Annotated in this window: 27 protein-coding genes; 15 read left to right on the top strand and 12 right to left on the bottom strand. The window is 66.2% G+C overall.

What is annotated here, in order from left to right; all coding sequences use genetic code 11:
• Positions 1 to 20: 20 nt before the first annotated feature.
• Positions 21 to 782: an FKBP-type peptidyl-prolyl cis-trans isomerase gene (locus AC3EDY_RS14385; protein ID WP_488573192.1), complete on the bottom strand. Its 762-nt coding sequence runs from the start codon at positions 780 to 782 to the stop codon at positions 21 to 23.
• A gap of 115 nt (positions 783 to 897) precedes the next feature.
• Here AC3EDY_RS14385 and AC3EDY_RS14380 point away from each other — a divergent pair, with 115 nt between their 5' ends.
• The 7 genes from AC3EDY_RS14380 to miaB all read left to right on the top strand — a co-directional run bounded on the left by AC3EDY_RS14380 (position 898) and on the right by miaB (position 6,220).
• Complete coding sequence (locus AC3EDY_RS14380) at positions 898 to 1,473, top strand: NifU family protein (RefSeq protein WP_488573191.1); 576 nt, start codon at positions 898 to 900, stop codon at positions 1,471 to 1,473.
• Positions 1,474 to 1,491: 18 nt separating this feature from the next.
• Complete coding sequence (gene tsaB / locus AC3EDY_RS14375) at positions 1,492 to 2,169, top strand: tRNA (adenosine(37)-N6)-threonylcarbamoyltransferase complex dimerization subunit type 1 TsaB (RefSeq protein ID WP_488573190.1); 678 nt, start codon at positions 1,492 to 1,494, stop codon at positions 2,167 to 2,169.
• A gap of 38 nt (positions 2,170 to 2,207) precedes the next feature.
• Positions 2,208 to 2,675 (top strand): GNAT family N-acetyltransferase, encoded by a 468-nt coding sequence (locus AC3EDY_RS14370; protein ID WP_488573189.1) that lies wholly within the window; start codon positions 2,208 to 2,210, stop codon positions 2,673 to 2,675.
• Positions 2,676 to 2,849: 174 nt separating this feature from the next.
• The gene (locus tag AC3EDY_RS14365) at positions 2,850 to 3,308 is read left to right on the top strand and encodes a Ros/MucR family transcriptional regulator (protein WP_488573188.1); all 459 of its coding nucleotides are present in this window, start codon (positions 2,850 to 2,852) and stop codon (positions 3,306 to 3,308) included.
• Between the two features lie 239 nt (positions 3,309 to 3,547).
• On the top strand, positions 3,548 to 3,970 hold the full coding sequence (locus AC3EDY_RS14360) for a Fur family transcriptional regulator (protein WP_488573187.1): 423 nt from the start codon (positions 3,548 to 3,550) through the stop codon (positions 3,968 to 3,970).
• Between the two features lie 4 nt (positions 3,971 to 3,974).
• Positions 3,975 to 4,829 carry a lysophospholipid acyltransferase family protein gene (locus tag AC3EDY_RS14355; RefSeq protein ID WP_488573186.1) on the top strand — a complete coding sequence of 285 codons (855 nt, stop codon included), beginning with the start codon at positions 3,975 to 3,977 and terminating at the stop codon, positions 4,827 to 4,829.
• A gap of 68 nt (positions 4,830 to 4,897) precedes the next feature.
• A complete protein-coding gene (miaB, locus tag AC3EDY_RS14350; RefSeq protein WP_488573185.1) occupies positions 4,898 to 6,220 on the top strand; it encodes a tRNA (N6-isopentenyl adenosine(37)-C2)-methylthiotransferase MiaB in 1,323 nt (440 codons plus the stop codon).
• 5 nt (positions 6,221 to 6,225) lie between these two features.
• Here the strand turns inward: miaB and AC3EDY_RS14345 are convergent, their stop codons facing one another.
• Together AC3EDY_RS14345 and mgtE are read right to left on the bottom strand one after the other, a co-directional pair.
• Complete coding sequence (locus AC3EDY_RS14345) at positions 6,226 to 6,633, bottom strand: DUF1489 domain-containing protein (RefSeq protein ID WP_488573184.1); 408 nt, start codon at positions 6,631 to 6,633, stop codon at positions 6,226 to 6,228.
• A gap of 28 nt (positions 6,634 to 6,661) precedes the next feature.
• Positions 6,662 to 8,116 (bottom strand): magnesium transporter, encoded by a 1,455-nt coding sequence (mgtE, locus tag AC3EDY_RS14340; protein WP_488573183.1) that lies wholly within the window; start codon positions 8,114 to 8,116, stop codon positions 6,662 to 6,664.
• Between the two features lie 107 nt (positions 8,117 to 8,223).
• Between mgtE and AC3EDY_RS14335 the strand changes: the two genes are divergently transcribed.
• Positions 8,224 to 8,679, top strand: a complete 456-nt coding sequence (locus AC3EDY_RS14335) for a peptidylprolyl isomerase (protein ID WP_488573182.1) — start codon at positions 8,224 to 8,226, stop codon at positions 8,677 to 8,679.
• A 66-nt stretch (positions 8,680 to 8,745) separates the two neighbouring features.
• Here the strand turns inward: AC3EDY_RS14335 and AC3EDY_RS14330 are convergent, their stop codons facing one another.
• From AC3EDY_RS14330 to AC3EDY_RS14315, 4 genes are all read right to left on the bottom strand, one after another.
• The gene (locus AC3EDY_RS14330; RefSeq protein WP_488573181.1) at positions 8,746 to 9,627 is read right to left on the bottom strand and encodes a LysR substrate-binding domain-containing protein; all 882 of its coding nucleotides are present in this window, start codon (positions 9,625 to 9,627) and stop codon (positions 8,746 to 8,748) included.
• Positions 9,627 to 10,571 (bottom strand): hemolysin family protein, encoded by a 945-nt coding sequence (locus AC3EDY_RS14325; protein WP_488573180.1) that lies wholly within the window; start codon positions 10,569 to 10,571, stop codon positions 9,627 to 9,629. The genes AC3EDY_RS14330 and AC3EDY_RS14325 overlap by 1 nt, the downstream gene beginning before the upstream one ends.
• Positions 10,572 to 10,600: 29 nt before the next feature.
• Positions 10,601 to 11,095 carry an rRNA maturation RNase YbeY gene (gene ybeY, locus AC3EDY_RS14320; RefSeq protein WP_488573179.1) on the bottom strand — a complete coding sequence of 165 codons (495 nt, stop codon included), beginning with the start codon at positions 11,093 to 11,095 and terminating at the stop codon, positions 10,601 to 10,603.
• A gap of 98 nt (positions 11,096 to 11,193) precedes the next feature.
• Positions 11,194 to 12,273 (bottom strand): PhoH family protein, encoded by a 1,080-nt coding sequence (locus tag AC3EDY_RS14315; protein WP_488573178.1) that lies wholly within the window; start codon positions 12,271 to 12,273, stop codon positions 11,194 to 11,196.
• A 261-nt stretch (positions 12,274 to 12,534) separates the two neighbouring features.
• Between AC3EDY_RS14315 and AC3EDY_RS14310 the strand changes: the two genes are divergently transcribed.
• Positions 12,535 to 12,837: a hypothetical protein gene (locus AC3EDY_RS14310; protein WP_488573177.1), complete on the top strand. Its 303-nt coding sequence runs from the start codon at positions 12,535 to 12,537 to the stop codon at positions 12,835 to 12,837.
• A 48-nt stretch (positions 12,838 to 12,885) separates the two neighbouring features.
• Here AC3EDY_RS14310 and nudC read toward each other — a convergent pair whose 3' ends face one another.
• The 3 genes from nudC to AC3EDY_RS14295 are packed head-to-tail and all read right to left on the bottom strand — an operon-like array spanning position 12,886 to position 16,225.
• Positions 12,886 to 13,797 carry an NAD(+) diphosphatase gene (gene nudC / locus AC3EDY_RS14305; RefSeq protein ID WP_488573176.1) on the bottom strand — a complete coding sequence of 304 codons (912 nt, stop codon included), beginning with the start codon at positions 13,795 to 13,797 and terminating at the stop codon, positions 12,886 to 12,888.
• Positions 13,794 to 15,143, bottom strand: a complete 1,350-nt coding sequence (locus AC3EDY_RS14300; RefSeq protein ID WP_488573175.1) for a serine hydrolase domain-containing protein — start codon at positions 15,141 to 15,143, stop codon at positions 13,794 to 13,796. Before AC3EDY_RS14300 ends, nudC begins: the two co-directional genes overlap by 4 nt.
• A 14-nt stretch (positions 15,144 to 15,157) precedes the next feature.
• Positions 15,158 to 16,225 carry an A/G-specific adenine glycosylase gene (locus AC3EDY_RS14295; protein WP_488573224.1) on the bottom strand — a complete coding sequence of 356 codons (1,068 nt, stop codon included), beginning with the start codon at positions 16,223 to 16,225 and terminating at the stop codon, positions 15,158 to 15,160.
• An 83-nt stretch (positions 16,226 to 16,308) separates the two neighbouring features.
• Here AC3EDY_RS14295 and AC3EDY_RS14290 point away from each other — a divergent pair, with 83 nt between their 5' ends.
• From AC3EDY_RS14290 to AC3EDY_RS14265, 6 genes are all read left to right on the top strand, one after another.
• On the top strand, positions 16,309 to 16,905 hold the full coding sequence (locus AC3EDY_RS14290) for a DUF721 domain-containing protein (protein WP_488573174.1): 597 nt from the start codon (positions 16,309 to 16,311) through the stop codon (positions 16,903 to 16,905).
• Entirely contained in the window at positions 16,902 to 17,615 is a 714-nt protein-coding gene (locus tag AC3EDY_RS14285) for a thioredoxin domain-containing protein (RefSeq protein WP_488573173.1), read from the top strand. Before AC3EDY_RS14290 ends, AC3EDY_RS14285 begins: the two co-directional genes overlap by 4 nt.
• 49 nt (positions 17,616 to 17,664) lie before the next feature.
• Positions 17,665 to 18,414, top strand: coding sequence for a thioredoxin domain-containing protein (locus AC3EDY_RS14280; protein WP_488573172.1), 750 nt, complete (start codon positions 17,665 to 17,667; stop codon positions 18,412 to 18,414).
• A 24-nt stretch (positions 18,415 to 18,438) separates the two neighbouring features.
• Positions 18,439 to 21,891 carry a chromosome segregation SMC family protein gene (locus tag AC3EDY_RS14275; RefSeq protein ID WP_488573171.1) on the top strand — a complete coding sequence of 1,151 codons (3,453 nt, stop codon included), beginning with the start codon at positions 18,439 to 18,441 and terminating at the stop codon, positions 21,889 to 21,891.
• 79 nt (positions 21,892 to 21,970) lie between these two features.
• Complete coding sequence (locus tag AC3EDY_RS14270) at positions 21,971 to 22,900, top strand: IS1595 family transposase (RefSeq protein ID WP_488573170.1); 930 nt, start codon at positions 21,971 to 21,973, stop codon at positions 22,898 to 22,900.
• Positions 22,893 to 23,852 carry a P63C domain-containing protein gene (locus AC3EDY_RS14265; RefSeq protein ID WP_488573169.1) on the top strand — a complete coding sequence of 320 codons (960 nt, stop codon included), beginning with the start codon at positions 22,893 to 22,895 and terminating at the stop codon, positions 23,850 to 23,852. The genes AC3EDY_RS14270 and AC3EDY_RS14265 overlap by 8 nt, the downstream gene beginning before the upstream one ends.
• 15 nt (positions 23,853 to 23,867) lie before the next feature.
• On the opposite strand, the gene AC3EDY_RS14260 is transcribed toward AC3EDY_RS14265, so the two are convergent.
• Positions 23,868 to 24,335, bottom strand: coding sequence for an ImmA/IrrE family metallo-endopeptidase (locus AC3EDY_RS14260; protein WP_488573168.1), 468 nt, complete (start codon positions 24,333 to 24,335; stop codon positions 23,868 to 23,870).
• Positions 24,332 to 24,582: hypothetical protein (locus AC3EDY_RS14255; protein WP_488573167.1), on the bottom strand; the 251-nt coding region annotated here is incomplete at its 5' end. The genes AC3EDY_RS14255 and AC3EDY_RS14260, both read right to left, overlap by 4 nt.

Here is a 24,582-nt window from a genome sequence, read left to right as displayed (position 1 = left end):
CGCATCGCGATTTTGCAGCGTTACGGCTTGGGCGGGGTGGCCGGCGCCGGTGGCGTGCCCGCTGATGAAGTGCCGGCCGATGAAGTGCCTGCCGGTGCCGGGTCTGCCGGTGCCGGGTCTGCCGGTGAAGGTGCGGGTGCGGCAGGCTGATCGCCACCGGCGCTCGGCCGGGCGGCAGCGGCGGTGGCGGCGGCGCGCATTTTCTCCACCTCGGCCGCGGTCTTGTAATCCACCAGTTCCACCTGGAAAACCAGATCGGCATCGGCCGGGATCATCTCGCCAGCCCCTTGCGCGCCATAGCCCAGGGTGGACGGCACGCAGAACCGCCAGATGCTGCCCTTTGTCATCAGTTGCAGCCCTTCGGAAAACCCGGGAATGACGCCGGCAACCGGAAAGGCCGCGCCGGTGTTCTGATCGAACATGCGCCCGTCGGCGGCGCGATAGCCGATGTAGTTGACCAGTACGAAATCACCCTTGGCAGGGTGCGCGGCATTGCCTGCGGGACCGGGAGCCGCCATCGCCGCAGCCTGCGGCCGGAGCGCCAGCGTGCCCAGGCCCGAGGCGGTCCTTGCGCCGCACTGGCGCTGGCCGGCGGGCACCACCGGCATCAACGGCACCGGCAGGATCGCCGCCGATGGCGCCGCCGGCGCGGCGGGGCGGATCGCCGTTTTCGCAGGGCCCCGGGCAGGCGCCCTGGCCGGGGCCGCGAGGGCGGGCCAGGCCAGCAGCGCGGCGGAAACGACGATGGCGAAGCGCGGTGCGCGCACATAGGCATTGGTCATGACGCGGTTCATAGCAGGCGATAGTGCCCTTTCCAGCGAAATAGAGCGCGTCTGGCGGGCGCTCTGCCCTTCTCGCCCCTTGACCCCCGGCTCCCCGGTCCTACATGCAGATATTATGTTCATCGAAACCGAAACGACGCCGAATCCGGCCACGCTCAAGTTCCTGCCGGGTGAACGGGTGATGGCCAGCGGCACGCGGGCGTTCACGTCGCCCGAAGCGGCGGACGCGTCTCCCCTGGCGCAGGCGCTGTTTTCGCTCGGCGATGTGACGGAAATCCTTTTCGGCCAGCACTTCGTCGCCGTGACGATCGCACCGGGCGCGCAGTGGGCCGATGCCAAGCCGCAGATCCTGGCGATCCTGCTCGACCATTTCGTCTCGCAAGCCCCGTTGTTCTTTGGTGGCGACGCGTCGGGCATTGCCGTGCCGGCCGAAGACGACGACATCGGCGATGATCCGGCCGATGCCGATATCGTCGATCAGATCAAGGACCTGATCGAAACCCGCGTGCGTCCGGCCGTGGCCAACGATGGCGGCGACATCATCTACAGGGGCTTTCGCGAAGGCGTGGTCTACCTGAGGATGCAGGGCGCGTGCTCGGGCTGCCCGTCATCCACCGCAACGCTCAAGAACGGGATCGAAAGCCTGCTCAAGCACTATGTGCCCGAAGTGACCGAAGTGCGCGCCGCCTGACCGGACAAGAACCGCGCCTTGGTCGATCCTGCCCTTTTCGCCCCACGCCGCTTGGTGATCGACAGTGCCACCGAAAACTGTTCCGTGGCTCTGTTCGACGGAAACCGGTTGATCGCCGGCGCGTGCCACATGCTGGGGCGCGGGCATGCCGAACGGCTGGTGCCGATGATCGCAGCGCTGCCCGGCAGGGGGCGCGCCGGTGCGATCCTGGTCAACAGCGGCCCGGGCAGTTTCACGGGCATCCGTGTCGGCCTTGCAGCGGCGCGCGCGCTGGCACTGGCATGGAACGCGCCGGTTTCGGGTTATCACAGCCTGGCGCTCGTGGCGGCCATGGCTCTGGCCGAACATGCCGGCGCAACCGCGGTGGACGTGGTGATGACCGGCGGACATGGCGAATGGTTCTTCTGCCCGTTCGATGCCGCCGGCCGGCCCCGCGCTGCACCCGTCTCGCTGCCGCCGCAAGAGGTGTTGGCCCGCCTCGACGCACCGGTTGTCGCCGGCAGCCAGGCCGCCGCCTGCGGCGATGCCCGGCCGGGCACGGTGGCATGCCCGCTCTGGCCCGATGCGCGCAGCGCGCATCTTCTGGCGCCCGATCTACTGGTCGACGGTGCCGCTCCGGCCTATGGCCGCGCGCCCGACGCGCGGCTGCCGGACGGCATATTGCCCGGCCCTGCTGGCATGACTGAGCCAGTATGACCGGGCCAGCATGACGGGGCCAGCATGACGGGGCCGGCATGACGGGGCCAGGCGACACGCTCGATTACATCATGGCGGTTATGACCGCGGCCTTTCCGGCCGATTACGGCGAGGCCTGGAACCGCCGCCAGGTAAGCGATGCTCTCCTCATCGGACGCACGCGATATGGCCTGATCTGCGCGGAGGGCGGCGAACGTCCTGCCGATCCTGCGTCCACGGCTGGTTTCTTCTTGTCGCGCAGCCTGTTCGATGAAGAAGAACTGCTGCTGTTCGCCATCGCGCCGCCGTATCGCCGCCGTGGCCTGGGTGACGCGCTATTGACCCGTTTCATTGCGCAGTCGCGCGAAATGGGCATGACCCGCATCTTTCTTGAAATGCGCGAAGGAAATCCGGCCGGCCATCTTTACCGCAAGCATGGCTTTCAGGCGATCGGAATTAGGCCGGGTTACTATCGCGGGGTGGGCGGTGAAAGGATTGCCGCAATCAGTCAGGAACTTAAACTGTGATCCGCTATTCTCGGCAAATCTGCGGTTTCTGAAACCCGCTGCTTTTTATCGAATATCATAGCATCGGGTGGTTGTTCTTTAAGACAAACGCGTATAGACAGGAAATGCGACTTAGTATATCGGACCTGGTCCTATATGTGTCGCATACCAACATAGAATGAAAGCCGGATCGCAATGAGTGAAATCGAAAACGATATGCGTGAAACCCTGATCACGCTGACATCAGACATCGTTGCCGCCCACGTGAGCAACAACAGCGTCTCTGTGGGTGATCTGCCCGTTCTCATTTCCAACGTCTATTCGGCGCTGGCGGGGCTTAAACCGTCTGAACCCGTTGCAGAACCTGCGCCCGAACCGGCCGTTTCGATCCGCGCTTCGGTCAAGAACGATCACATCGTCTGCCTGGAAGACGGCAAGAAACTCAAGATGCTCAAGCGTCATCTGGCCACGCGTTACAACATGACGCCCGAACAGTATCGCACGCGCTGGAATCTCCCCGCCGACTATCCGATGGTGGCGCCGGCTTATGCCGAAAAGCGCCGCGAACTGGCCAAGAAGATCGGCCTGGGCCGCAAGCCTGCCGCCGCTGCTGCACCGGCCAAGCGCGGGCGCAAGGCCGCCGCTTCGGCCTGATCAAGCCCGACCGACCGGCACGACCGTCGCATCCGGCCCGGCTGGCACAGGCGCTTTGCGCTGCATGCCACCCGGGCTTTTGCATGCCGCTGTCCCGGCGCGCCGATCGCGATTATCCGTTATTCCGCACTGGCCTACCTTGGCTTGCCGGGTTCGCCCGGTCCGCCTGCGTGCCCGGTTAACAAGCACGGCGAATTCCCCTATAGTGCCGGCGAACCTCTCAGACAGACGAGAACAGCGTGCACCGACTGATCGATCTCGAAGCCCTTTGCGCCGAGCGCGGTCTGCGCATTACCGACCAGCGCCGCGTTATCGCGCAAGTGCTGTCGGAAAGCACGGACCATCCCGACGTGGAAAAGCTGCACGAGCGCGCGGCCGCGCGCGATCCGCGCATCTCGATCGCGACGGTCTATCGCACCGTGCGCCTGTTCGAAGAAGCCGGGATTCTCGATCGCCACGATTTCGGCGATGGCCGTGCCCGCTATGAAGCCACGCCCGAGGCGCACCACGATCACCTGATCGACGTGGAGAGCGGCCGGGTCATCGAATTCGTCGATCCCGAACTGGAACAGTTGCAGCGTCAGATCGCGGAAAAGCTCGGTTATCGCCTGGTCGATCATCGCATGGAACTTTACGGCGTCAGGCTGGGCCGGGATAGCTGACCCCATGGCACGCCAGCAGGGTGCCGGGCCGGAACGCAACGCGCCGATCGATACGCTTGGCAAGCTGCGCATCGCGTGGCGCGCGTTGGGCATCGTGCTGGCTCTGGCGGTCTGCGTGCCGCTGCATTACGTCTGGCGCACCGTCCATTACGGTTCGCCCTTGCCGCGTCTTTTCCTGTTCATGGCCGCGCGGCTGTGCGGGGCGCGCGTGCGGGTGCATGGCACACCGCTGCGCCGCGATGTGTTCTACATCAGCAACCACTTGTCATGGCTTGACATCCTGGCCTTGGGCGGGGCCAGCGGCACGGCTTTCGTGTCCAAGGCGGAAGTCGGCCGGACCCCGATCGTGGGCTGGCTCGCAGGACTGAACCGGACGGTGTTCGTCAGCCGGGAAGACAGGCTGGGCGTAGCCGAACAGATCAACCGCCTGCGCGAAACTCTGGCCGACAACTGGGCGATCACCGTCTTTCCCGAAGGCACGACCACCGACGGGCAGTCGCTGCTGCCGTTCAAGACATCGATGCTGCGCGTGCTGGAACCGCCGCCGCCGGGCGTGCTGGTGCAGCCGGTCGTGCTGGATTACGGTGCCGTGGCCGAATGGATCGGCTGGATCGGCACCGAGGGCGGGCTTGCCAATGCCTTGCGCATCCTGGCGCGACGCGGGTCGTTCCGGCTGGACATCCATTTCCTCGAACCGTTCGACCCGCGCGACTATCCGGGCCGCAAAGCCATCGCCGCCCAGGCGCGCGCCCGCATCGTGCCGGCGATGGAACGCAATCTGGGCCAGCCGCTGCGCCCGTTCCATCTCGATGTTCCGCAGGTGGGCTACAGCCGCGACAAGCACGACCGGGCGGCCTGACGGGGCAAGCGCTCCCCGCCGCAAGGCGGCTTCTATTTCCCTGCGGTTTGCCTTATGGGCCGCCGCCTATGCCCGCATCGAATCCCCCCCGGACGTTTCACGTCAAAAGCTTCGGCTGCCAGATGAACGTCTATGACGGCGAGCGCATGGCCGAACTGCTCGCTGCCCAGGGCATGACCGCCACGCCCGACCGCGAAGGCGCCGATCTGGTCGTGCTCAACACCTGCCACATCCGCGAGAAGGCGACGGAAAAGGTCTATTCCGATATCGGCCGCCTGCGCCGGGCCGACGGAACCGCGCCATTGATCGCGGTGGCAGGTTGCGTGGCCCAGGCAGAGGGCGAGGAAATCATGGCGCGGGCGCCGTCGGTGAAAGTGGTGGTCGGCCCGCAAGCCTATCACCGCTTGCCCGAAATGGTTGCCGATGCGGCCGCAGGCCGCCCCGGCACCGAAACCGACATGCCCGCACAGGCGAAATTCGCCGCTCTGCCCAAGCGCCGCCGTTCCGGCCCCAGCGCCTTTCTCACCGTGCAGGAAGGCTGCGACAAGTTCTGCACCTATTGCGTGGTGCCTTACACACGTGGCGCCGAAATCTCGCGCCCGTTTGCCGATCTGGTGGAAGAGGCCAAGCTGCTGGTGGCGGGCGGCGCGCGCGAAATCACGCTGCTGGGGCAGAACGTCAATGCCTGGGCCGGCGAGGACGACAAGGGCCGGGCCATCGGCCTGGATGGTCTGATCCGCGCATTGGCGGCCGAGCCCGATCTTGCCCGCATCCGCTATACCACCAGCCATCCCAACGATATGAGCGAAGGCCTGATCGCCGCACATGGGGAAATCGACAAGCTCATGCCGTTCCTGCACCTGCCGGTCCAGGCAGGCAACGATCGCGTGCTCAGGGCCATGAACCGCAGCCACACGGTGGAAAGTTATCTGGCGGTCATCGCGCGGGTACGCGCGGCGCGGCCCGACATCGCGCTTTCGGGCGATTTCATCGTCGGCTTTCCGGGGGAAACCGAGGCGGAATTTCAGGATACGCTGAACCTTGTGGCCACGGTGGGCCATGCCCAGGCGTTCAGCTTCAAGTATTCGCCCCGCCCGGGCACGCCTGCCGCCACGATGGACGGACAGGTTGCGGCCGAAATCATGGACGAGCGGCTCAAGCGCCTTCAGGCCGCGCTGGTGCGCGATGCCACGGCTTTCAATCAGGCCAGTGTCGGTCGGCGGTGCCAGGTGCTGGTGGAACGGCACGGGCGCCATCCCGGCCAGTGGCTGGGCAAATCGCCCTGGCTGCAATCGGTGCATTTTACCGGCCCGGTGGCGATCGGCGATCTGGTTACCGTCGATCTGGTGGATGCAGGGCCCAATTCCCTCTCCGGCAGACTGGTGGCCTGATCCCGTCAGACCAGGCCCAGCCGGGCCAGCTCGCCGGCGACGGTTGCCGGCAGCACGTCGCCGGCATCGTCTGCGCCCAGATCCGCCGGAGCATCGGCTTCGTCCAGATAGCGCCAGCCTTGATGGGCGCGGCGCGGCTTGGGCACCACGTCGATCAGCCGGGTGGAAACCAGGATGTTGGTGCGCCCGCCGTCGGTATCCTCGAAACCGACGATCTCGCTGCGCGCCACCAGCTGGTGCTTGAGAATCCAGTACAGCGAGCCGCCGATCATTTCGGCGTGGCGGCGCGGACAGTTGCGCGTGGTCAGGCGCGCGATGCCGGTGGCGCCGTGGCGGTGCCCCTCGGAAAACCATGCATGGATCTCGGCCAGCGACTGGGCACCATAGGCCACTTTGGTCATGTGCAAAGGCATTGCGGCAATCTTTCAGGATGTCTTCGTCTCAGCGGACGAGGCCGGTCACCACGGCCAGGCCCAGGAACGAGAAGAACCCCATGACATCGGTGGCCATCGTCACGAATACGGCCGAAGAGACAGCGGGATCCACTCGCAACCGATCGAGGCTGACCGGCACGAGGATGCCGGCGAGGCCCGCCACCAGATTGTTGATCACCATGGCCGCGGCGATCACCGCGCCCAGATGCACGTTGCCGTACACCAGCGTGGTGCCCAGCCCGATCAGCGCGCCCAGCGAAAGCCCGTTGGTCAGCGCGATCCGCAACTCGCGCAGGATCATGCGCGCGGTGTTGGAACTGGTCAGCTGGTTGGTGGCGATCGCGCGCACCACGACGGCGAGCGTCTGCGTGCCCGCATTGCCGCCCATGCCCGAAACGATCGGCATCAGCACCGCCAGCAGGGCATAGCGCGCGATGGCGCCCTGGAACAGCCCGACCACGGACGAGGCCACGATCGCGGTGCCGAGATTGACGACCAGCCACGACAGGCGGGTGCGCACGGTGAGCGCGATCGGTTCGTTGATATCGCCGTCGCCCGCCCCCGACAGGCGCAGGATATCCTCGCTGGCTTCCTGCTGGATGATGTGGACCACGTCGTCCACGGTGATCTGGCCCACCAGGCGGCCGCTATCGTCAACTACCGCGGCCGAAATCAGCGCATACTTCTGGAACCGCAGCGCCACTTCCTCCTGATCCATGGTGACGGGGATCAGCGTCTGGTCCCGCTTCATCACGTCGGCCAGAGGAACGTCGCGCGGCGCGCGCAGCAGCCAGGACAGCATGCAGGTGCCGACCGGGCGGTGCTTTACATCAACGACGAACACTTCCCAGAATTCGTTAGCCAGATCGTCGTCGTCGCGGCGCAGGTAGTCGAGCAGATTGCCCACGGAGAGATGCTCGGGCACCGCGATCAGATCGCGGCTCATCAGACGGCCGGCCGACTCTTCCGGATAGGACAGCGCGCTTTCGATTGCGGCGCGGTCTTCCGGCTCCATCTCGGCCAGAACCGCGGCCTGGTCTTCCTTGTCGAGATCGCCGATCAACGCGACGGCGTCGTCGGTCTCCATCTGTTCGGCAAGCTCGGCCACCTCTTCCGGGTCGAGTTCCTCGACCAGGTCGTCGCGCACCCAGTCGTTGAGTTCGGCCAGCACGTCGGAGCCGAGCAGATCGTTGATCGCGCGGGCCAGCGGGGTGCGGTATTCCTGGCCGATCAGTTCGAACAAGTCGGCGATGTCGGCCGGGTGCAGGGGCTCGACCAGGTTATAGACCGTTTCCTGGTCTTCCGCGTCCAGCGCGTCGGTCACCCGACGCAGGAACGAGGGGCGCAACGTGTTGTCTTCCTGGTCCAGTTCCTGCGAATTGCGCGCCATCTCGGGCGCGGTGATCAACGCGGCATCGGCCTCGATCTGCGGGTTCGGTTCCAGGGGCGGGCGTTCGTCCATCCTGGCGGGGATAGGCCATCATGGGCCAAATGCAATGGTGCAGTGCGGCGTGACTTTGGGCGGAAAGGCCCTATATCGGCGGCATTCTTGGCAAGGAAGAGTGATCGATGTCTGAAGAAAAACTGGTCTTGTCGCTGGATTCGGGCGACGTGGTGATCAAGCTGCGCTCCGATCTGGCCCCCGGCCATGTGGAGCGCATCAAGGAACTGGTTTCGGAAGGTTTTTATGACGGGGTGAAGTTTCACCGCGTGATCCCCGGCTTCATGGCGCAGGGCGGATGCCCGCAGGGCACCGGCATGGGCGGTTCCGACAAGCCGGACCTCAAGGCCGAATTCAACGATCACCCCCATGTGCGCGGCGTTTGCTCGATGGCCCGCACCAGCTATCCGCATTCGGCGAACAGCCAGTTCTTCATCTGCTTTGACGACGCGCGCTTCCTCGATCGCCAGTACACCGTTTGGGGCGAAGTGGAGAGCGGCATGGAGCATGTCGACGCGCTGCCCAAGGGGGAGCCGCCCAAGGATCCCGGCGTGATCCGCAAGGCGGTGGTGCAAGCCGCCTGACCAAGCCAGATGCGATGCGAGCGGGGCTCCGGATCAAATCCGGGGCCTCGTTTCTTTTGCCTGGCATTACAGCCCGGCTTTCAGCATCCAGTCGTGAAACAGTCTGACCGGGCGCGATTGCAGGGCACGCGGGCGGCAGACGAACCAGTAGGAATAAGGGCTGTCCACCTCGATGTCATAGACGCGGGCAAGGCGCGGATCGTGGCTGCGGGTGAAATGGTCATCGTGCATGATGGCGATGCCCAGGCCCTGTGCGGCCGCTTCCAGGATGAGCTGGCCCGAATCGAAATGGTCGATCGCCGCTGGCTCCAGCGTTTCAAGATGCAGCGTGCGCTTCCAGGCCTCGAAGCTGGCGGGCAGATCGTTGTGCACCAGAAACGTCTGCCTGGCGAGTGTTGCCATGTCAGGCCGATCGCCCAGTTCGGCGGCAAGCTGCTTGCTGGCAATGGCATAGACGCGATTGTGATCCAGCCGCACGGCATGCAGGGCGGCATCGGGCCCTTCCGACAGGATGATGGCCGCATCGATCGTATCGCCCAGCTTGGTTTCGGCCGCGGTCGAGCTGTCGATATCGATGTGCAATTGCGGATGCAGCTTGCGCAGTTCGCCCAGGCGCGGAAACAGGCGCTGGCTGCCGAACAGGGGCAGTACCCCCAGGCGCAGGCGCATGACCTTGCCGGTATCGATCATCCTGTCGATGCGGTCGGCCATTTCGTCGATCAGCGGTGCCACCGCGTTGTAAAGGGTCTGGCCGTCTTCGGTCAGCTTGAGCGCCTGATGCTTGCGCTCGAACAGTGGCTTGCCCACGAATTCCTCAAGCGCGCCGAGCCGCCGCGACAGGGCCGACGGGCTGAGCGCCAGTTCGGCCGCCGCCGTCTTGGCAGAGCCGGCGCGCACCACGCGGATGAAAGCTTCGAGCGAACGCAGCGGGGGCAGGCGGCGGATCATCAGGCGTCTTCTTGTTCGGCGATGGCAGTGACGGGGGCATGCAGGCGCAGGCGCGTCAGCCGGCGCTCGTCGCCGCCGGTCACTTCCAGCCGCCAGCCCGAACCATGCTCCAGCACGCGGCCCACCGGCGGCACCTCGCCCGCGAGGACAACGGCCAGGCCGCCCAGCGTATCGACGTCTTCCTCGATCTCGGCCAGGCGTGGGTCGATAGTCTGGGCGACGTGCTCCAGTTCGGCACGGGCATCGGCATCCCAGGTATCGTGATCGAGCCGGTTGAGCAGCACTTCCGGGGCATCGTCGTGCTCGTCCTCCACGTCGCCGACGATTTCTTCGACCAGATCCTCGAAAGTGATGATCCCGTCGGTGCCGGAATATTCGTCGATCACCACGGCCAGGTGGGTGCGGCTGCCGCGCATGTCCGCCAGCACGTCGATCGCGCTGCGCGCCTGGGGCACGAACAAGGGTTGGCGCATCAGCACGGTCCAGTCCTGCGGCGGCTGCGTGCCTTTGAAAGCCATGTCCGCCACAATCGGGAACACGTCCTTGATGTGCATCATGCCCAGCACTTCATCCAGCGATTCACCATAGACCGGCAGGCGGCTGTGACCGTGACCGGCAAAAGCGGCGACCACTTCGGGAAAAGTGGACGAGGCGGGAATGGCAATGATCTGCCCACGCGGAATGGCCACGTCATCGGCATCGCGTTCGCTGAAATGCAGCAGGTTCTTGAGCATCTGCCGCTCCACGGGCACGAGATCGCCATCCGCGCTCTCGATATGGCCGGGTTCGTGCTCGTGCTCCTCGATCGCTTCCTCGATCTGCGCCCGCAGCGACTGGTCATGGTCGGGCCCCCGGAAAAAGGCCCTTATCGCGCGCCACAACGCGCTGCTACTGTCGCCTTCGCCCGAACGGTTTTCACCGCCCGGTCCATTGCCCTCGGGCACGGACATCGCTCCTTCGTCTGTTCGTCAGATCACGCATATGGGTCGGCCAGGCCCAGCAAAGCAAGCGCCTTCCGTTCCATGTCTTCCATTTCTTCGGCCTGCGCATCGCCCTCTTCATGGTCGTAGCCGGCCAGATGAAGCAGGCCGTGGATCACCAGATGGGCCGCGTGGCTTGCCACCGGCAGGCCCTTCTCCGCCGCTTCGCAACTGCATACGCCATGGGCCAGGATCACATCTCCCAGCATCCCCGGCGCGCTTTCATCGGCCGCCGCGCGCAGCACGTCTTCACGGGCAAGCATCGGGAAAGACAAGACATTGGTGGGCTTGTCCTTGGCCCGCCACTGCTTGTTCAACCCGCGCACTTCCTCATCGTCGGCCAGCACCAGGCTGACCAGCAGGTTGGGATGCGCCAGTTCAGGGGCAACCCGGGCCGCCGCTTCGGCCGCGCGGTTGGCGAGTTCCTCCCAATCGGTGGCGTCTCCCCAGATCGGATCGATGTCGATTTCCAGAACCGGCGCGGTCATTCGATATCGCCTGTGCAAAAAGGGACGGCAGGTGCTGATTCGGCTTTGGCACGGCGGGGCGGCCCGCGCCACCCCGCCGACATGGCAGAGCCCGGCGTTCAGCCGTCCGCGCCTTCGTAAGCTTCCACGATCCGGCCGACGATGGGGTGGCGCACCACGTCGGCGCGGGTGAAATGAACGACGCCGATGCCGTCGACCCCGTTCAGCCGGCCGACCGCATCGGCAAGGCCGCTGGCCGCGACGCCGCCGGGAAGATCCACCTGCCTGGGATCCCCGCACACCACCATCCGGCTGTTCTGGCCAAAGCGGGTGAGGAACATCTTCATCTGCGCCGGCGTGGTGTTCTGCGCCTCGTCGAGAATGACGAAAGCATCGGCCAGCGTGCGGCCGCGCATGAAGGCAATGGGGGCAATTTCGATCTCGCCGCTGGCCATGCGCCGCTCCACCTGCTCGGGCGGCATGCAATCGTAAAGCGCGTCGTAAAGCGGGCGCAGATAGGGATCGACCTTTTCCTTCATGTCGCCGGGCAGAAAGCCCAGCCGCTCACCCGCTTCCACCGCCGGGCGCGACAGGATCAGGCGCTGCACCGATCCGGTCATCAACTGGGCCACCGCCTGGGCCACGGCCAGATAGGTCTTGCCGGTGCCCGCCGGGCCCAGGGCAAAGATCACGTCGTTCTTTACCAGCGCCTGCATATAGGCGATCTGCGTGGCCGAACGCGGCACGATGGTCTTGCGTCGGGTGCGGATCATGATCGGCGGGGCCGCGCCGGGCGTACCGGTGATGATCCCTTCCAGCGTGGGTTCCGCGCTCATCGCGATCAGCGATTCCAGCGCGCCGCTATCGATCTCGTGCCCGGTGTTGAGGCGCTGGTACAGGCCCTTGAGCACGTCGCGCGCGCGGGCGACGGCGTCTTCCGGGCCCTCGATCAGAACCTTGTTGCCCCGGGCAGAGATGTAGACGCCAAGCCGGTTTTCGATCTGGACCAGGTTGGTGTCGAATTGCCCGAATAGCGCACCCAGCATCGTCTGCTCTTCAAATTCCAGTTCCACGCGCGCGCGGCGGGGGCCTTCCGGCTTGACCGTGGCGCCGCCGGGTGTTCCGGCACGGTGCCCAGGGCGGTCGAAGGTCATGTCGCGATGCGCCTCTTCATGGGCGCGAGGGAATTTGCGAGCCATGGGAAGGGGTTTTCGCGCTCCTTTCGTTAAACCGCTGCAGCCCGAGTGTAGGGCCTGATTGGCGCCGTGCAAGCGCCACGGCCGGGAAATGCACAAGCCAGGTAACAATCATGCGACAGTTTGCTTCGTGAACACGACAAACCTGAGCGGTTTCTTGCAAAGCGCTTTTGCAAGCGTTCAGCAGCGGGGCGGCATGATTTCTTGGTGGCCGACAGACCCCGGCGCTTTGCCGAGGGACGGCCCGCTCAAGGAGTTCGATCCATGCGCAAGCTCGTCCTCGCCCTTATCGCCGCTGCCGCCCTGGCGCCTGTCGCGGCGCCGGCCGCTGCCAACGCTCATCCTCTCGATGCCCCCGCTGTCGTCGCCGCACGCCACGAAGTGCATCGGGACCGTGCCGAAGTGCGCCGGGATCGCTATGCTCTGGCCATGGCCCGCGCCCGGGGCAACGTGCGCGCGGCGCATATCGCCCGGCATGAACTGCGTCACGATCGCCGTGACCTGCGCCATGATCGCCGGGCGCTGCACCACAAGATCCGCCATGCCGATCGCCATTATCGGGGCTGAGGCCTGGCGCAGGAAGCCCCGCTGACCGGAAGCGGGGCCTTTCCCGTTCTAACGTGCCATCCACCATTCCATAAGGTATCGCGCAACGGCGCTGCGCGGCGGGGCGCCGAACGTCGCATCCGGCCTGCCGGCCAGGGCGGCGGCCACTTCGTCGCGGGTGAACCAGCGCGCGTCTTCCAGCTCGGTCCGATCGACGACAATGGCGGGATCATCGGCCATCGCGTGGCAGGCCAGCATCAACGAAGAGGGATAGGGCCAAGGCTGGCTGGCGACATAGCGCACGCTGTGCACTTTGACGCCCGCTTCTTCCAGCACTTCGCGCGCGACGGCCTCTTCCACCGTCTCGCCAGGCTCGACAAATCCCGCGAGCGTGGAATAGCGCCCCGCGGGAAAACGGGGCTGGCGCCCCAGCAGCAGGCGGTCATCGTGTTCGACCAGCATGATGGTGACCGGATCGACACGCGGAAAATGCTCGGCGCCGCAAGCGGGATTGCTGCAAGATCGCTGCCAGCCGCCCTTGGCCGCCTGGGTGGCATGACCGCAGCGGGCACAGAAACGGTGGCGCGCATGCCAATCGACCAGGCTGCGCGCAGCGCCATAGATCGCCAGGTCGTGCACCGGCATGGCATCGAGCAGCGCGCGCAGATCGGGCGCGGCGGGTGCGGTGCTGCCGGCAAGGCGCGAAAGCACCGCGGCAAAGCACCCGCAGCCGGCCGCATCGAGCCCCAGGAACACGAGTTCGGCCCCGGCTGGCACGCGGTCGAGCGACACCCAGGTGAGCCCGCCGTCGGCGGCAAAGGCAGGCGCCAGGCCATCGAGCACCAGCAGCCGCGCGCCGGGCGCGGCCTGGACGGCGGCGAGCCGCGCCGGATCGCCGCGTATCGCATCGGCGCGGTCGAACGGATTGCCGGAATAGGCGATCGGCGCCGGGGCGCCGGCCCGCGCGGCCACGCCCGTCATGCCGCCGCCTTGCCTTGCGCCAGCAGCCGCGCGCGCACGTCGCTGCGCACCGCCTCGGGAAAGGCGCGGTCCAGCGGATAGACCGTGGTGGGGGAATACTGGGCAAAGAAACCGGCGCGGACCCCGGCCGTCTTGCTGATGAAACCGATCGTCCCCGCCGCGCCCGACCAACCGAACGTGCCCGCCCGTTCGCCCAGCCCGACCCGGCCGCCCGCGCCATAGCCCTGCCCGGCCACTGCGGTGCCCGCCGTATTCGCCACGGGCGGCAAGAGGTTGCTGGTGCCAAGGTCCACCGCCTGCCGGCGCATGATCCGTCTGCCGGCAAAAACCCCGCCGCCCAGCAGCATGGCCAGGAACCGGTCGTAGTCACGGGGCGAGCTGATCAGCCCGGCGCCCCCGAAGGAAAACGGGGGCCGGTCGAGAAAGATCGAATTGCTCGCCCCGTCCAGCGGCAGAAGGCGGCCGTCGGTGACGACGTAGCTGGTGGTGAACCGGGGCACGTCGGCCGGACGCAGCCGGAACCTGGTGCTCGTCATACCCAGCGGATCGAACAGTCGCTCTTTCAGAAAAGCGCTGAATTCCTGGCCCGAAGCGAGTTCGATGACCCGCCCCAGGAGATCGAGCCCAACCGAATAGGACCACCGCGTGCCGGGCTGATAGACCAGCGGCAGGGCGGCCAGCCTTTCGGCAAAGGCCGCGAGACTTGGCGCGGGGCGGGTCTGCCCGGAACCGGGCACGGGCACGCGGCTGATGGCGAAGGGCGTGATTCCCGCCGCGACATAGGCGTCGCGGATCGGGCCGGTCTGCACGATCGTATAGCCCAGCCCCCCGGTATGGGTGAGCAGGTGCCGCACCGTGATCTGCGCCCGGGCGGGCACCACTTTGTCGATGGGGCCGGCCGGATCCGCCAGCACGTTCATCCGGGCAAAGGCAGGCAGGAAATCGGCGATCGGCTGATCCAGCTTGAGCCTGCCTTCGTCGATCAGCATCATCGCCGCCATGCCGGTTATCGGCTTGGTCATCGAATAGATGCGGAACAGGCTGTTTTCGTCGAGCGGCCGCGTGTCGCCCCGGGTGCCGGTGCCGCGGGCCACGATCTCGGCGGCCGCATCTCCCCAGCCCAGACTGGCCACCGCCCCCACCAGCTTCCCCCGGCGCACATAGTCATCGAGAAGGGCCGACAGCGCCGGCAGGCGCGGATCGGGGGCAGCGCTGGCCCAGCCCGGCAGCAACAGCCCGCCACCCAGCAGGCCAGCCGCACCAAGCAAGGCGCGGCGGCTGAGCGCCGGGGCCGGAGCCAGAGCCAGAGCCAGGTTCAGAGTCGAAGTCATCCCGTCATGCGTCATCGCCAAACCCTTTCTCAAGCTTTGCGCGTACCGGCCAGGGCGAGCCGCGCGGCCTTGGCAAAGACCGTTGGCAACCCGGCGTTTTCCACCGCGGCGCGGGGCCACCAATGCGCGCCGGGGATATGGGCCGGCACCGGTCCTTCACTCACCAGCAATTGCAGATCGAGATCGAAATGAGTGAAGCCGTGGCGCACCACGCCGGCCGATTGCCATGGGCCGGCCATCGGCGCCTGGCCGTGGCCATCGGCCCGCGCGCTCCACCCGTCATCGGGCAAGGCGCGCATGCCGCCCAGCAGGCCCTTGCCCGGCCGCGTCACCATCAGCACTTCGGCCTGCCCGTCGGCGCCGGTGCGCTCGACCCAGAAAGCCTGACCACGGCGCTGGGGCCGGGCTTTCTTCGCTGCCTTGACGGGCAGCGCTTCGGCCCGCCCGCTGTGCGCCGCCTGGCAGGCCTCGCGCAGCGGACACAGCAGGCAGCGCGGCGCCCTGACCGTGCAGACGGTGGCGCCCAGGTCCATCATCGCCTGGGCGAAATCGCCGGCGCGGGCCTGCGGCGTGATCGTATCGGCCGCAGCGCGGATCGCCGGGCGCGCGCCGGGCAAAGGCGCATCGATGGCAAAGAGGCGTGCCACCACCCGTTCCACATTGGCATCGACGACCACCGCGCGCCGATCGAACGCGATCGCCGCCACGGCCGCGGCGGTATAGGCGCCCAGGCCCGGCAGGCCACGCAGGTCCGCTTCGTTATCGGGAAAGGCGCCCCGGGCCGCCACGGCGCGCGCGCAGGCGAGCAGATTGCGCGCGCGGGCATAATAGCCCAGCCCCGCCCATGCCGCCATGACCTGCGCATCGTCGGCCGCGGCCAGATCCTGCACGGTGGGCCAGGTGCGGACGAACTTTTCGAAATAAGCGCGGACCGCGGCGACGGTCGTCTGCTGCAGCATCACTTCAGACAGCCAGACGTGATAGGGATCGGGCGCGGGCACGCCGGCGCCGGGCGGGCAACGCCACGGCAGGGATCGGGCGTGCCCATCGTACCAGGCAAGCAACGCCGGCGCGACACCGGCGGGCGGGCGATCCATGACATGGGCGTCGCAGTGGACGGGGATATTATCGGGATGGCCACTGGCTTGCATGGCGCCGCTATGGCATGGCAAGGCCCAGGATGAAAAGTGATCTGCCCAAGCCACGCCCTGCCCGAAAGGCCGCCGCCGATAAAGCAGCCGCCCGGCCGGCCGCCACGGCGCCTGAACGCCCCCGCGGCGGGGAAGCGCGCCAGATCGCCGATCTGATGCCCGCCATTGGCCGCACCGCCTTCCGCCGCTTCGGCTTCGTGCAAAGCTCCGTCGTCACGCGCTGGCCGGAAATCGTGGGAGGGACCCACGCCCGCCACTGCATGCCCGAATCGATCCGTTTCGCGCCGGGCGAAAAGGCCGACGGCATCCTGCAACTGGTCGTGACGCCGGCGCATGCACCGCTTATCCAGCATGTCGTGCCCGAAATCATCGAACGGGTGAACCGCTTCTTCGGCTATCGCGCGGTCGCCAAAGTGAAACTGCGTCAAGGCGTGGTTCAGGCGCCGCGCCCGACAGGCCCCGCGCCGCTGGCGCCGCCGGCGCTCAAACCGGTGCCGATGGACCTGGGCGACGGCTTGCGCGCCATCGGCGATCCGGAACTGCGCGCTGTGCTGGAATCGCTGGCGCGCTCGCTGGGAGAAGCCAGCGGCAGGAACGACACGGAAAACGGGGATATCGCGAAATGACGATGAAACATCATGCCTTCGCCCGCCTGCTTGCACTCGCCACTCTCGCCGTCTCGCCGCTGGCCGGCCCCGCCCACGCCGCCCCGCCGACCGGCCGCAACTGGACCCAGACCGCGATGCGCACGCCGCGCGACAGTTTCGTGCTGGGCAACCCCGATGCCCCGGTCAAGCTGGTGGAATACATCAGCTATACCTGCCCGCACTGCGCCGCGTTCACGCGTGAGGCCGATGCCCAGTTGCGCCTGGGCTTCATCGCGCCGGGCAAGGGCTCGATCGAGGTGCGGAACATCGTGCGCGACCCGGTGGACATGACCGTCGCCCTGCTCACCCATTGCGTGCCTACGGCACAGTTCTGGCAGACGCATCTTCTCTTCCTTGGCCGCCAGCAGGAGTGGCTGGAGCTGATGACGACCGCCACCGACGCGCAGCGCCAACGCTGGCTCGCAGGGCCCTTTGCCAGCCGCACCCGCGCGATCGCCGGCGATTTCAAGTTCTATGATCTGATGGCCACGCGCGGGTTCAGCCGCGCCGCGCTCGATCGCTGCCTGGCCGACGAAGGCCTGGCCAACCGCTTGGCGGCCGGCACCAAGGCGGCGATCGACAACGATTATGTCGACGGGACGCCCACGTTCATGATCAACGGGGTGACGCTGGCCGGCACACGCACTTGGGCCGCGCTCAAGCCCCAGATCGAAGCGCGCATGAACTGACCGCCTGCCACCCTTTTCCTCTGCCCTTCCGATACGGGAAAGACCTGCGATGACGTTTGCCACTGTCCGCCTTGCCCTTCTGGCCCTGCCGCTCGCGCTTGGCCTTGCCGCCTGCGACAAGAAGGACGATGCCGCCGCCCCCACGGCCGAAACCGCCGCCGCCCTGCCAACGGTGGCGTCGCCCGCCGGCAAGGCCTGGAGCGACGTGGTCAGCAGGAATGTCGAGGGCGGCTATGTCATGGGCAATCCCGATGCGCCGATCAAGCTGATCGAGTTCGGCTCGCTCACCTGCCCGCACTGTGCGGATTTCGAGGAAAAGGGCTTTCCCAGGCTGCGTGATACCTATGTCAACAGCGGACGGGTGAGCCTGGAGTTCCGCAACTTCGTGCGCGATCCGTTCGACACCGCCATGGCCGTGCTGACGCACTGCGGCGCACCGGAAAGCTTCTTTGCGCTGACCCAGCAGGTCTACGCCAACCAGAGGGACATCTTCGCCAGGCTGCAACCCGTGGCCCAGGACATCCAGGGCAAGAACCTGCCGCCCGCGCAGCTGTTCACCGTGATGGCCGACAAGGGAGGCCTGATCGAATTCTTCGGCGCGCGCGGCATCGCCCGCGATCAGGCGCTGGCCTGCCTGGCCGATACGCGCAAGGCCGAAGCCTTGGCCAACGATACGCAGACGTCGAGCGACAAGTACGCGATCACCGGCACGCCCACGTTCATTCTCAACGGCAAGAAGCTGGACGTGGCGACCTGGGAGGAGCTTGAGCCGATCCTGCAACGCGCCGGCGCGCGCTGATTCCCGAGGGGGCACGGGGGGATCATGCATTTCCAGCGCTTGAAACTGTCCGGTTTCAAGAGCTTCGTCGAACCGGCCGAATTGCGCATCGAACCGGGGTTGACGGGTGTGGTCGGGCCCAACGGCTGCGGCAAGTCGAATCTGCTCGAAGCGCTGCGCTGGGTCATGGGCGAGGCTTCGGCCAAGGCCATGCGCGGCGCGGGGATGGACGACGTCATCTTTGCCGGCAGCGCCAGCCGCCCCGCGCGTGCCTTTGCCGAAGTATCGCTGACCGCGCAGACCGACGCGCAGGACCAATGGGGTGGCGAACTGGAAGTGGTCCGCCGGATCGAGCGGGGCGCGGGCTCTGCCTATCGCGTCAACGGGCGCGACGTGCGGGCCAAGGACGTCGGGCTGATCTTTGCCGATGCCGCCACCGGCGCGCATAGCCCGGCCCTTGTCAGCCAGGGGCGCATCGCCGCGGTGATCGCGGCCAAGCCGGCCGAGCGGCGGATGATGCTGGAAGAGGCCGCGGGCATTGCCGGGCTGCACGTGCGCCGCCGCGATGCCGAACAGAAACTGCGCGCGACCGAGGCCAACCTGGCCCGGCTGGAAGACCTGATGGCGGGCCTTGACGGGCAGATCGCCACGCTGCGCCGCCAGGCCCGCGCGGCCGAACGCTATCGCGCCCTGTCCGAACGCATCCGCGTTGCCGAAGCGCGGCTGGTATTTGCCCGCTGGCGCGATGCCGCCAACGCCGCGCAAGCCGCGCGCGAAGAGGCCGCGCGCGCCGATGCGGCGGTGGCTACGGCCCAGGCCGCGACGACCACAGCGCAGGAAGGGCAGCACGCTACAGCCGCAATTATGGCGGCCGCGCGCGAAGAGCTGTTCGACCGCCGGCAAGACGCAGCAGCCCATGGCCAGCGCATGGCCGCGCTTTCCGCGCAACTGGAAGCGGCCGAACAGCGGCTTTCCGATATCGATCGGCAATTGCACACCATTGCCGAAGATCGCGCCCAGACCGACCAGTTGACGGCCCAGGCAGCGCAGGCCCTTTCCCGCCTGGAAAGCGATCTCGCCGGGGCGGAAAGCGCGCTTCTGGCCGAAGAGGCGCGCCGGCCGCTGCTTGCCGCCGCGCTGGAAGACGCCGAACGCGCCGCGCGCGCCGCCGAACTGGCCCAGGCCCAGACCCAGGCCGAACAGGCCGGGGTGGAAGCGGAGTGGCGCGTGTCGCAGGCCGCGCTGGCCACGGCCCAGGCGGCACTGGCCCGCCTTGCTGCCGACGAGCAGCGCCTGGCCGCACAAGGCGACGATCTGGCCGCGCAACCCGATCCGGCCCATGCGCTGGCCGCCGCGGAAAACCGCCGGGCCGAAGCCGCCGCGGCGCTGGCGACCCACCGCGCCCGGCGCGAGGAATTGGCCAGCACGCGCGAGCATCTGGCGCAGGCCCGCGATAATGCCGCCAACACGCTCGCCACCGCGCGGGCAGACCTTGCCGGCGTGGCGCGCGAGGCTGAGGCGCTGGCCCGCGACAAGGCGGCGCGGGCCAGCGCCGCCACGGCGCGTGGGCAGGGGCCAGCCGCCCTTTCCGGCTGCAGGGCGGTGCCGGGATGGGAGCGCGCGCTGGCCGCCGTGCTGGGCCGCGATGCCATGGCGCCGCTGGGGCCGGCGCCCGATGCCGGCGAAGGGCGGTTCTGGACCGGCACCCCCTTGCCCGAACCGCTGCCCCAACCGCTGGACGATGCCCTGCTGCGCCAAGTGTCTATCTGCCCCGCCGAACTGCGTGCGCGGCTGGCCCTGGTGCGCGCGGTGGAAACCGACGAAGGCCAGACGCTGGCCCCCGGCACCTGGCTGGTCACGCGCGCCGGGCACTTGCGCCGCTGGGACGGCTTCGTGGCACGGGGCGAAGGCGCGGCTGAGGCTGCCGTGCTCGAGGCGGACAATCGCCTGGCAGATCTCGAAGGGCGCCGCCCGGCGCTGGAAGCGGCGGTGCAGGCGGCGGAAACCGCGCACGATGCCGCGCGCGACGGCCTGGCCCGGGTCCAGGCCGAATGGGCCGGGGTGGAAAGGGCCATCGGCCAGGCGGCCGAGGCCGAGCGCAGCGCTCTGCGCGCGCTCGATCAGGCCGAGGCCGCCCGCGCCCAGCGCGAGGCCCGCCTGGCAGACCTCGCCCGCCAGGAGGCCACGCTGGCGGAGCAGATGGCGCTCTCCCGCCGGGAGGTGGAGGCGGCGCAGGCGCGCCAGGCGGCCCTGCCCGACCCCGCCCATGGCCGCGCCGCGGTGGACGCCGCGCGCGACCGGCACCAGGCCGCGCGCGCGGTGCTGCAACAGGCGATGGCGGCCCATGCCGCGCTGGAGCAGGGCCTCGCCGTGGGCCGGGAAAGGCTGGGCGGCATGAAGGCCGACATGCGCAACTGGCAGGCCCGCGCCGGCGAGGCTGCCCGGCGCCTGGCGCAGATGGCCACACGGGCGGAAGACCTTGCTGCCGAGCGTGCGGCCGGTGCCGCTCGGCCCGCCGCGCTCATGGCCGAAATCGACCAGGGCGAATCGATCCGCAACCGCCTGGCGCAGGATCTCGCCACGGCGCAAACCGCGCTGGCCCAGGCCGAAAGCGCGGGCAAGGCGGCCGACGCGGCCCTGGCCCAGGCCAACGAAGCGCTTGCCGCGGCGCGGGAAACGCGCGCCACGGCCCAGGCCCGCGCCGCCCACGAAGACCAGCGCCGCCAGGAAATGGCCACGCTTTCGGGCGAACGCTTCCAGTGCCCGCCCCCGCTTCTGCCCGAACGTTTTGCCTTTGCCGGCGCGGAGGTGGAGGACGCCGCCCTCGAAAGCGTCGCCCACGAACGGCTGCTGGCCGAACGCGAGCGCCTTGGCCCGGTCAACCTGGTGGCTGCCGACGAACTGGCCGAGGCCGAGGCGCGCCAGGCGACGAGCCTTGCCGAACAGGCCGAACTCGCCGAAGCAGTCAACCGCCTGCGCGGCTCGATCGGCAGTCTCAACCGCGAGGGCCGCGAACGCCTGCGCGCCGCGTTCGAAGCGGTGGACGGCCATTTCCGCCGCCTGTTCACCCGCCTGTTCGGCGGCGGCGAAGCCCACCTCGCGCTGGTGGACAGCGACGATCCGCTGGAAGCGGGCCTGGAAATCATGGCCCAGCCGCCGGGCAAGCGCCTGCAATCGCTGACACTGCTATCGGGCGGCGAACAGGCGTTGACCGCGATCGCCCTGATCTTCGGCCTGTTCCTTACCAACCCCGCGCCGATCTGCGTGCTCGACGAAGTGGACGCGCCGCTCGACGATGCCAATATCGAACGCTTCTGCGACCTGCTCGATACGATGGTGGCCGAAACCCGCACCCGCTACCTGATCGTGACGCACAACGCCGTGACCATGAGCCGCATGCACCGCCTGTTTGGCGTCACAATGGCCGAGCGCGGCGTTTCCCGCCTGGTCAGCGTCGACCTGGGCGGCGCGGAGGAATTGCTGGCGAACGCGGTTTAGCCCATTTTGTTGGGGCCTATATACTTAACTAGCCAAAAATAATTTGACGGCATCGAAAAATCTGGCTAGTTAGGTTGTCATGACCGACAAGCCCGAAACCGTCAGCCTGTATCAGTTCTTCGAGCGCTTCCCGAATGAGGAAGCTGCACGGCAATATTTCGAGCGCAACCGCTGGAACGGTGAAGTCTCATGCCCCCACTGCGGCAGCTTGTCGGTTGCCGAAGTCAAGAACCACAAGCCAATGCCTTACCGCTGCCGCGACTGTCGCCAGCACTTCAGTGTTCGCACTGGCACCGTGCTTGCTGAAAGCCGCCTGCCGCTCCACAAGTGGCTGATGGCGATCTACATGATGACCACGGCGCGCAAGGGCATCCCGTCAACACAGATGGCGCGCGAACTTGGCATCACGCAGAAGTCGGCATGGTTCCTCGCACAGCGCATCCGCGAAACGTGGCTGTCTGGACAGGACGGCGGCATGGGTGACCATGTGCAGGTTGACGAAACCTACATCGGTGGCCGTGAAAAGAATAAGCACGCCAACAAGAAGCTTCGCGCTGGTCGCGGCATGGTCGGCAAAATTGCAGTGGTTGGCATTCGTGCTGAAAGCGGCGAAGTCCGTGCGGAAATCGTAGAAGACACCAAGGCCCCGACGCTTGGCGCTTTTGTTCGTGAACACGCCAATCCCGGTGCTACGGTCGTCACTGACACCCACGGCGGCTATGTCGGCCTTGCTGCTGCTGGCTTCAATCACATTCGGATCAACCACACCGTTGGCGAATATGTCAGCGACATGGCCCACACCAATGGCATTGAAAGCTTCTGGTCGCTCCTGAAGCGCGGCTACATCGGCATTTACCACTATATGAGCGCGAAGCACCTGCATCGCTACGTCAACGAGTTCTCATTCCGCCACAACACTGCACAGGCTGGAACCATGCCGTTCATCGACATGACCCTTAGCCGCGCGGTTGGTAAGCGCCTCACCTACAAGGGTTTGATCAATGCCTGATGACAAGAAGATGATTGAGCCGATTGACGCGGCGTTTGACGAAGTGGCCAAAGCTATGGTGGCAGCGCCTGAACAGCCACAGGCAGGTGCGCTATCGCGTTTGCCTGAATCCCCCTACGCGCAATGGCCGGGGAAGATTGATCTCGGTGGCGACCCAATCGACTGCTATGTGCTGGATACAGGTGAGAGAGTGCTTGCACTTCGATCTGCAATCCGAGCTATCTCCGGCGCGGACAGTGGCAACCTGGGCAACTACATCGGGGTATCAGCGCTAAAGCCATTTATAAACAGTGAGTTAGTGCTGGGCGAACTAATTGAGTTCTCAATCCCCGGAACACAGTTCAAAGGCAATGGCCTCACTACGGCTAATTTCGAGATTATCCTGAGCGCGTATGTGAAGGCGCTTTACGAAAAAGCTGATCTGACTGACCGACAGCGCGAAATCGCAATCAAATGTGCGGTCATTAGCTCCGGCCTTGTGAGACTCGGCCTTGACGCACTGGTCGATGAAGCGACTGGCTACCAGTATGAGCGCGCCGAAGACGCGCTACAGGTGAAGCTACGCGCCTTCATTGCAGATGAGTTGAGAGTATGGGAAAAAACTTTCCCTGATGAATTATGGCAAGAGTTTGGCCGACTCACAAACTGGTCTGGCCCCCTGCACAGTCGTCCACGTTGGTGGGGTAAGTTAGTTATTGAGCTTATCTACGACACGTTGGATGCTGACGTTGCGCAATATTTGAAGGACAACAAACCTGAAAAAGGGGTGCATTGGCATCGCCAGCTAACTGAGAATATTGGCGTCCGCCAACTCGTTTCTCGCTGTTACGAAGTTGTGGGTATGGCAAAAACCTGCAATGATATGAGAGAGTTGCGTGAAAAGGTTGCGGAGCATTACGGCAAGACTATGGTGCAAATGACACTAGCCTTGCCTAAGCCTCAACCAAAATAACCGACGCTGTTTTGATTACCTACCAAGACGGATTTTCATGGCTGCTTGCGAAACGCCAAACCGGTTCGCAAGCGCAGCGGTGGATTCCCCAGCCACGGAATTCAGTCTATGCCGTGGCATCAATACGTTCGCGGCGAAGCTATTAGCTTGGCGCTCATGGATGGGGCGAATGTTCACGTTGGGGCGGTCGGTCCCCTCCGTTCGGTATGCCCGGTTATCGCCAACACCTTCACCAAGAAGGTCGCGATGGTAGATGTAGTGGCCTAACTCGTGAGCGGCGGTGAATCGCCGCCGCGTGGGGGCATGGGTCGAGTTCACGACAATCCGGTAACTACCGTTCTGCCGTTCGATATAACCTGAAATATTGTCGTCCATTGGCTCATAAATTAGCGACAAGCCAATATCTCTGATGATCGCGTCAATCGGCACCGGGGTTGAATCCCAATGCTTAGCGATCACCTTCATGGGATCGATTGCGGTCATCCTGCTTGCTCTCCAATCTCATCGGCGGCTTCACCGTCAGGCTCCGGCCCCAAGGTGGCGTCTAGGATAAAGTCCACACGTTCACGTATGATCCCGGGAGCCTTTTCAGCCAGCCACTGAGCAATATGGAGACCCGCAAAAACCGGGTGGTTGCTGGCGCGGCGGAGTGGCGTGACGATTTCGCCGTTGGCCTTGCCGCTGAAAGGTCGGTGTTGGGGGCGATGCTCGTGATATTCAGAGACGATTT

This window comes from Novosphingobium sp. DS6-6 (assembly GCF_057784975.1).
The sequence above is the reverse complement of the archived record's forward strand: the minus strand, read 5'-3'. Positions and strand labels throughout refer to the sequence as shown.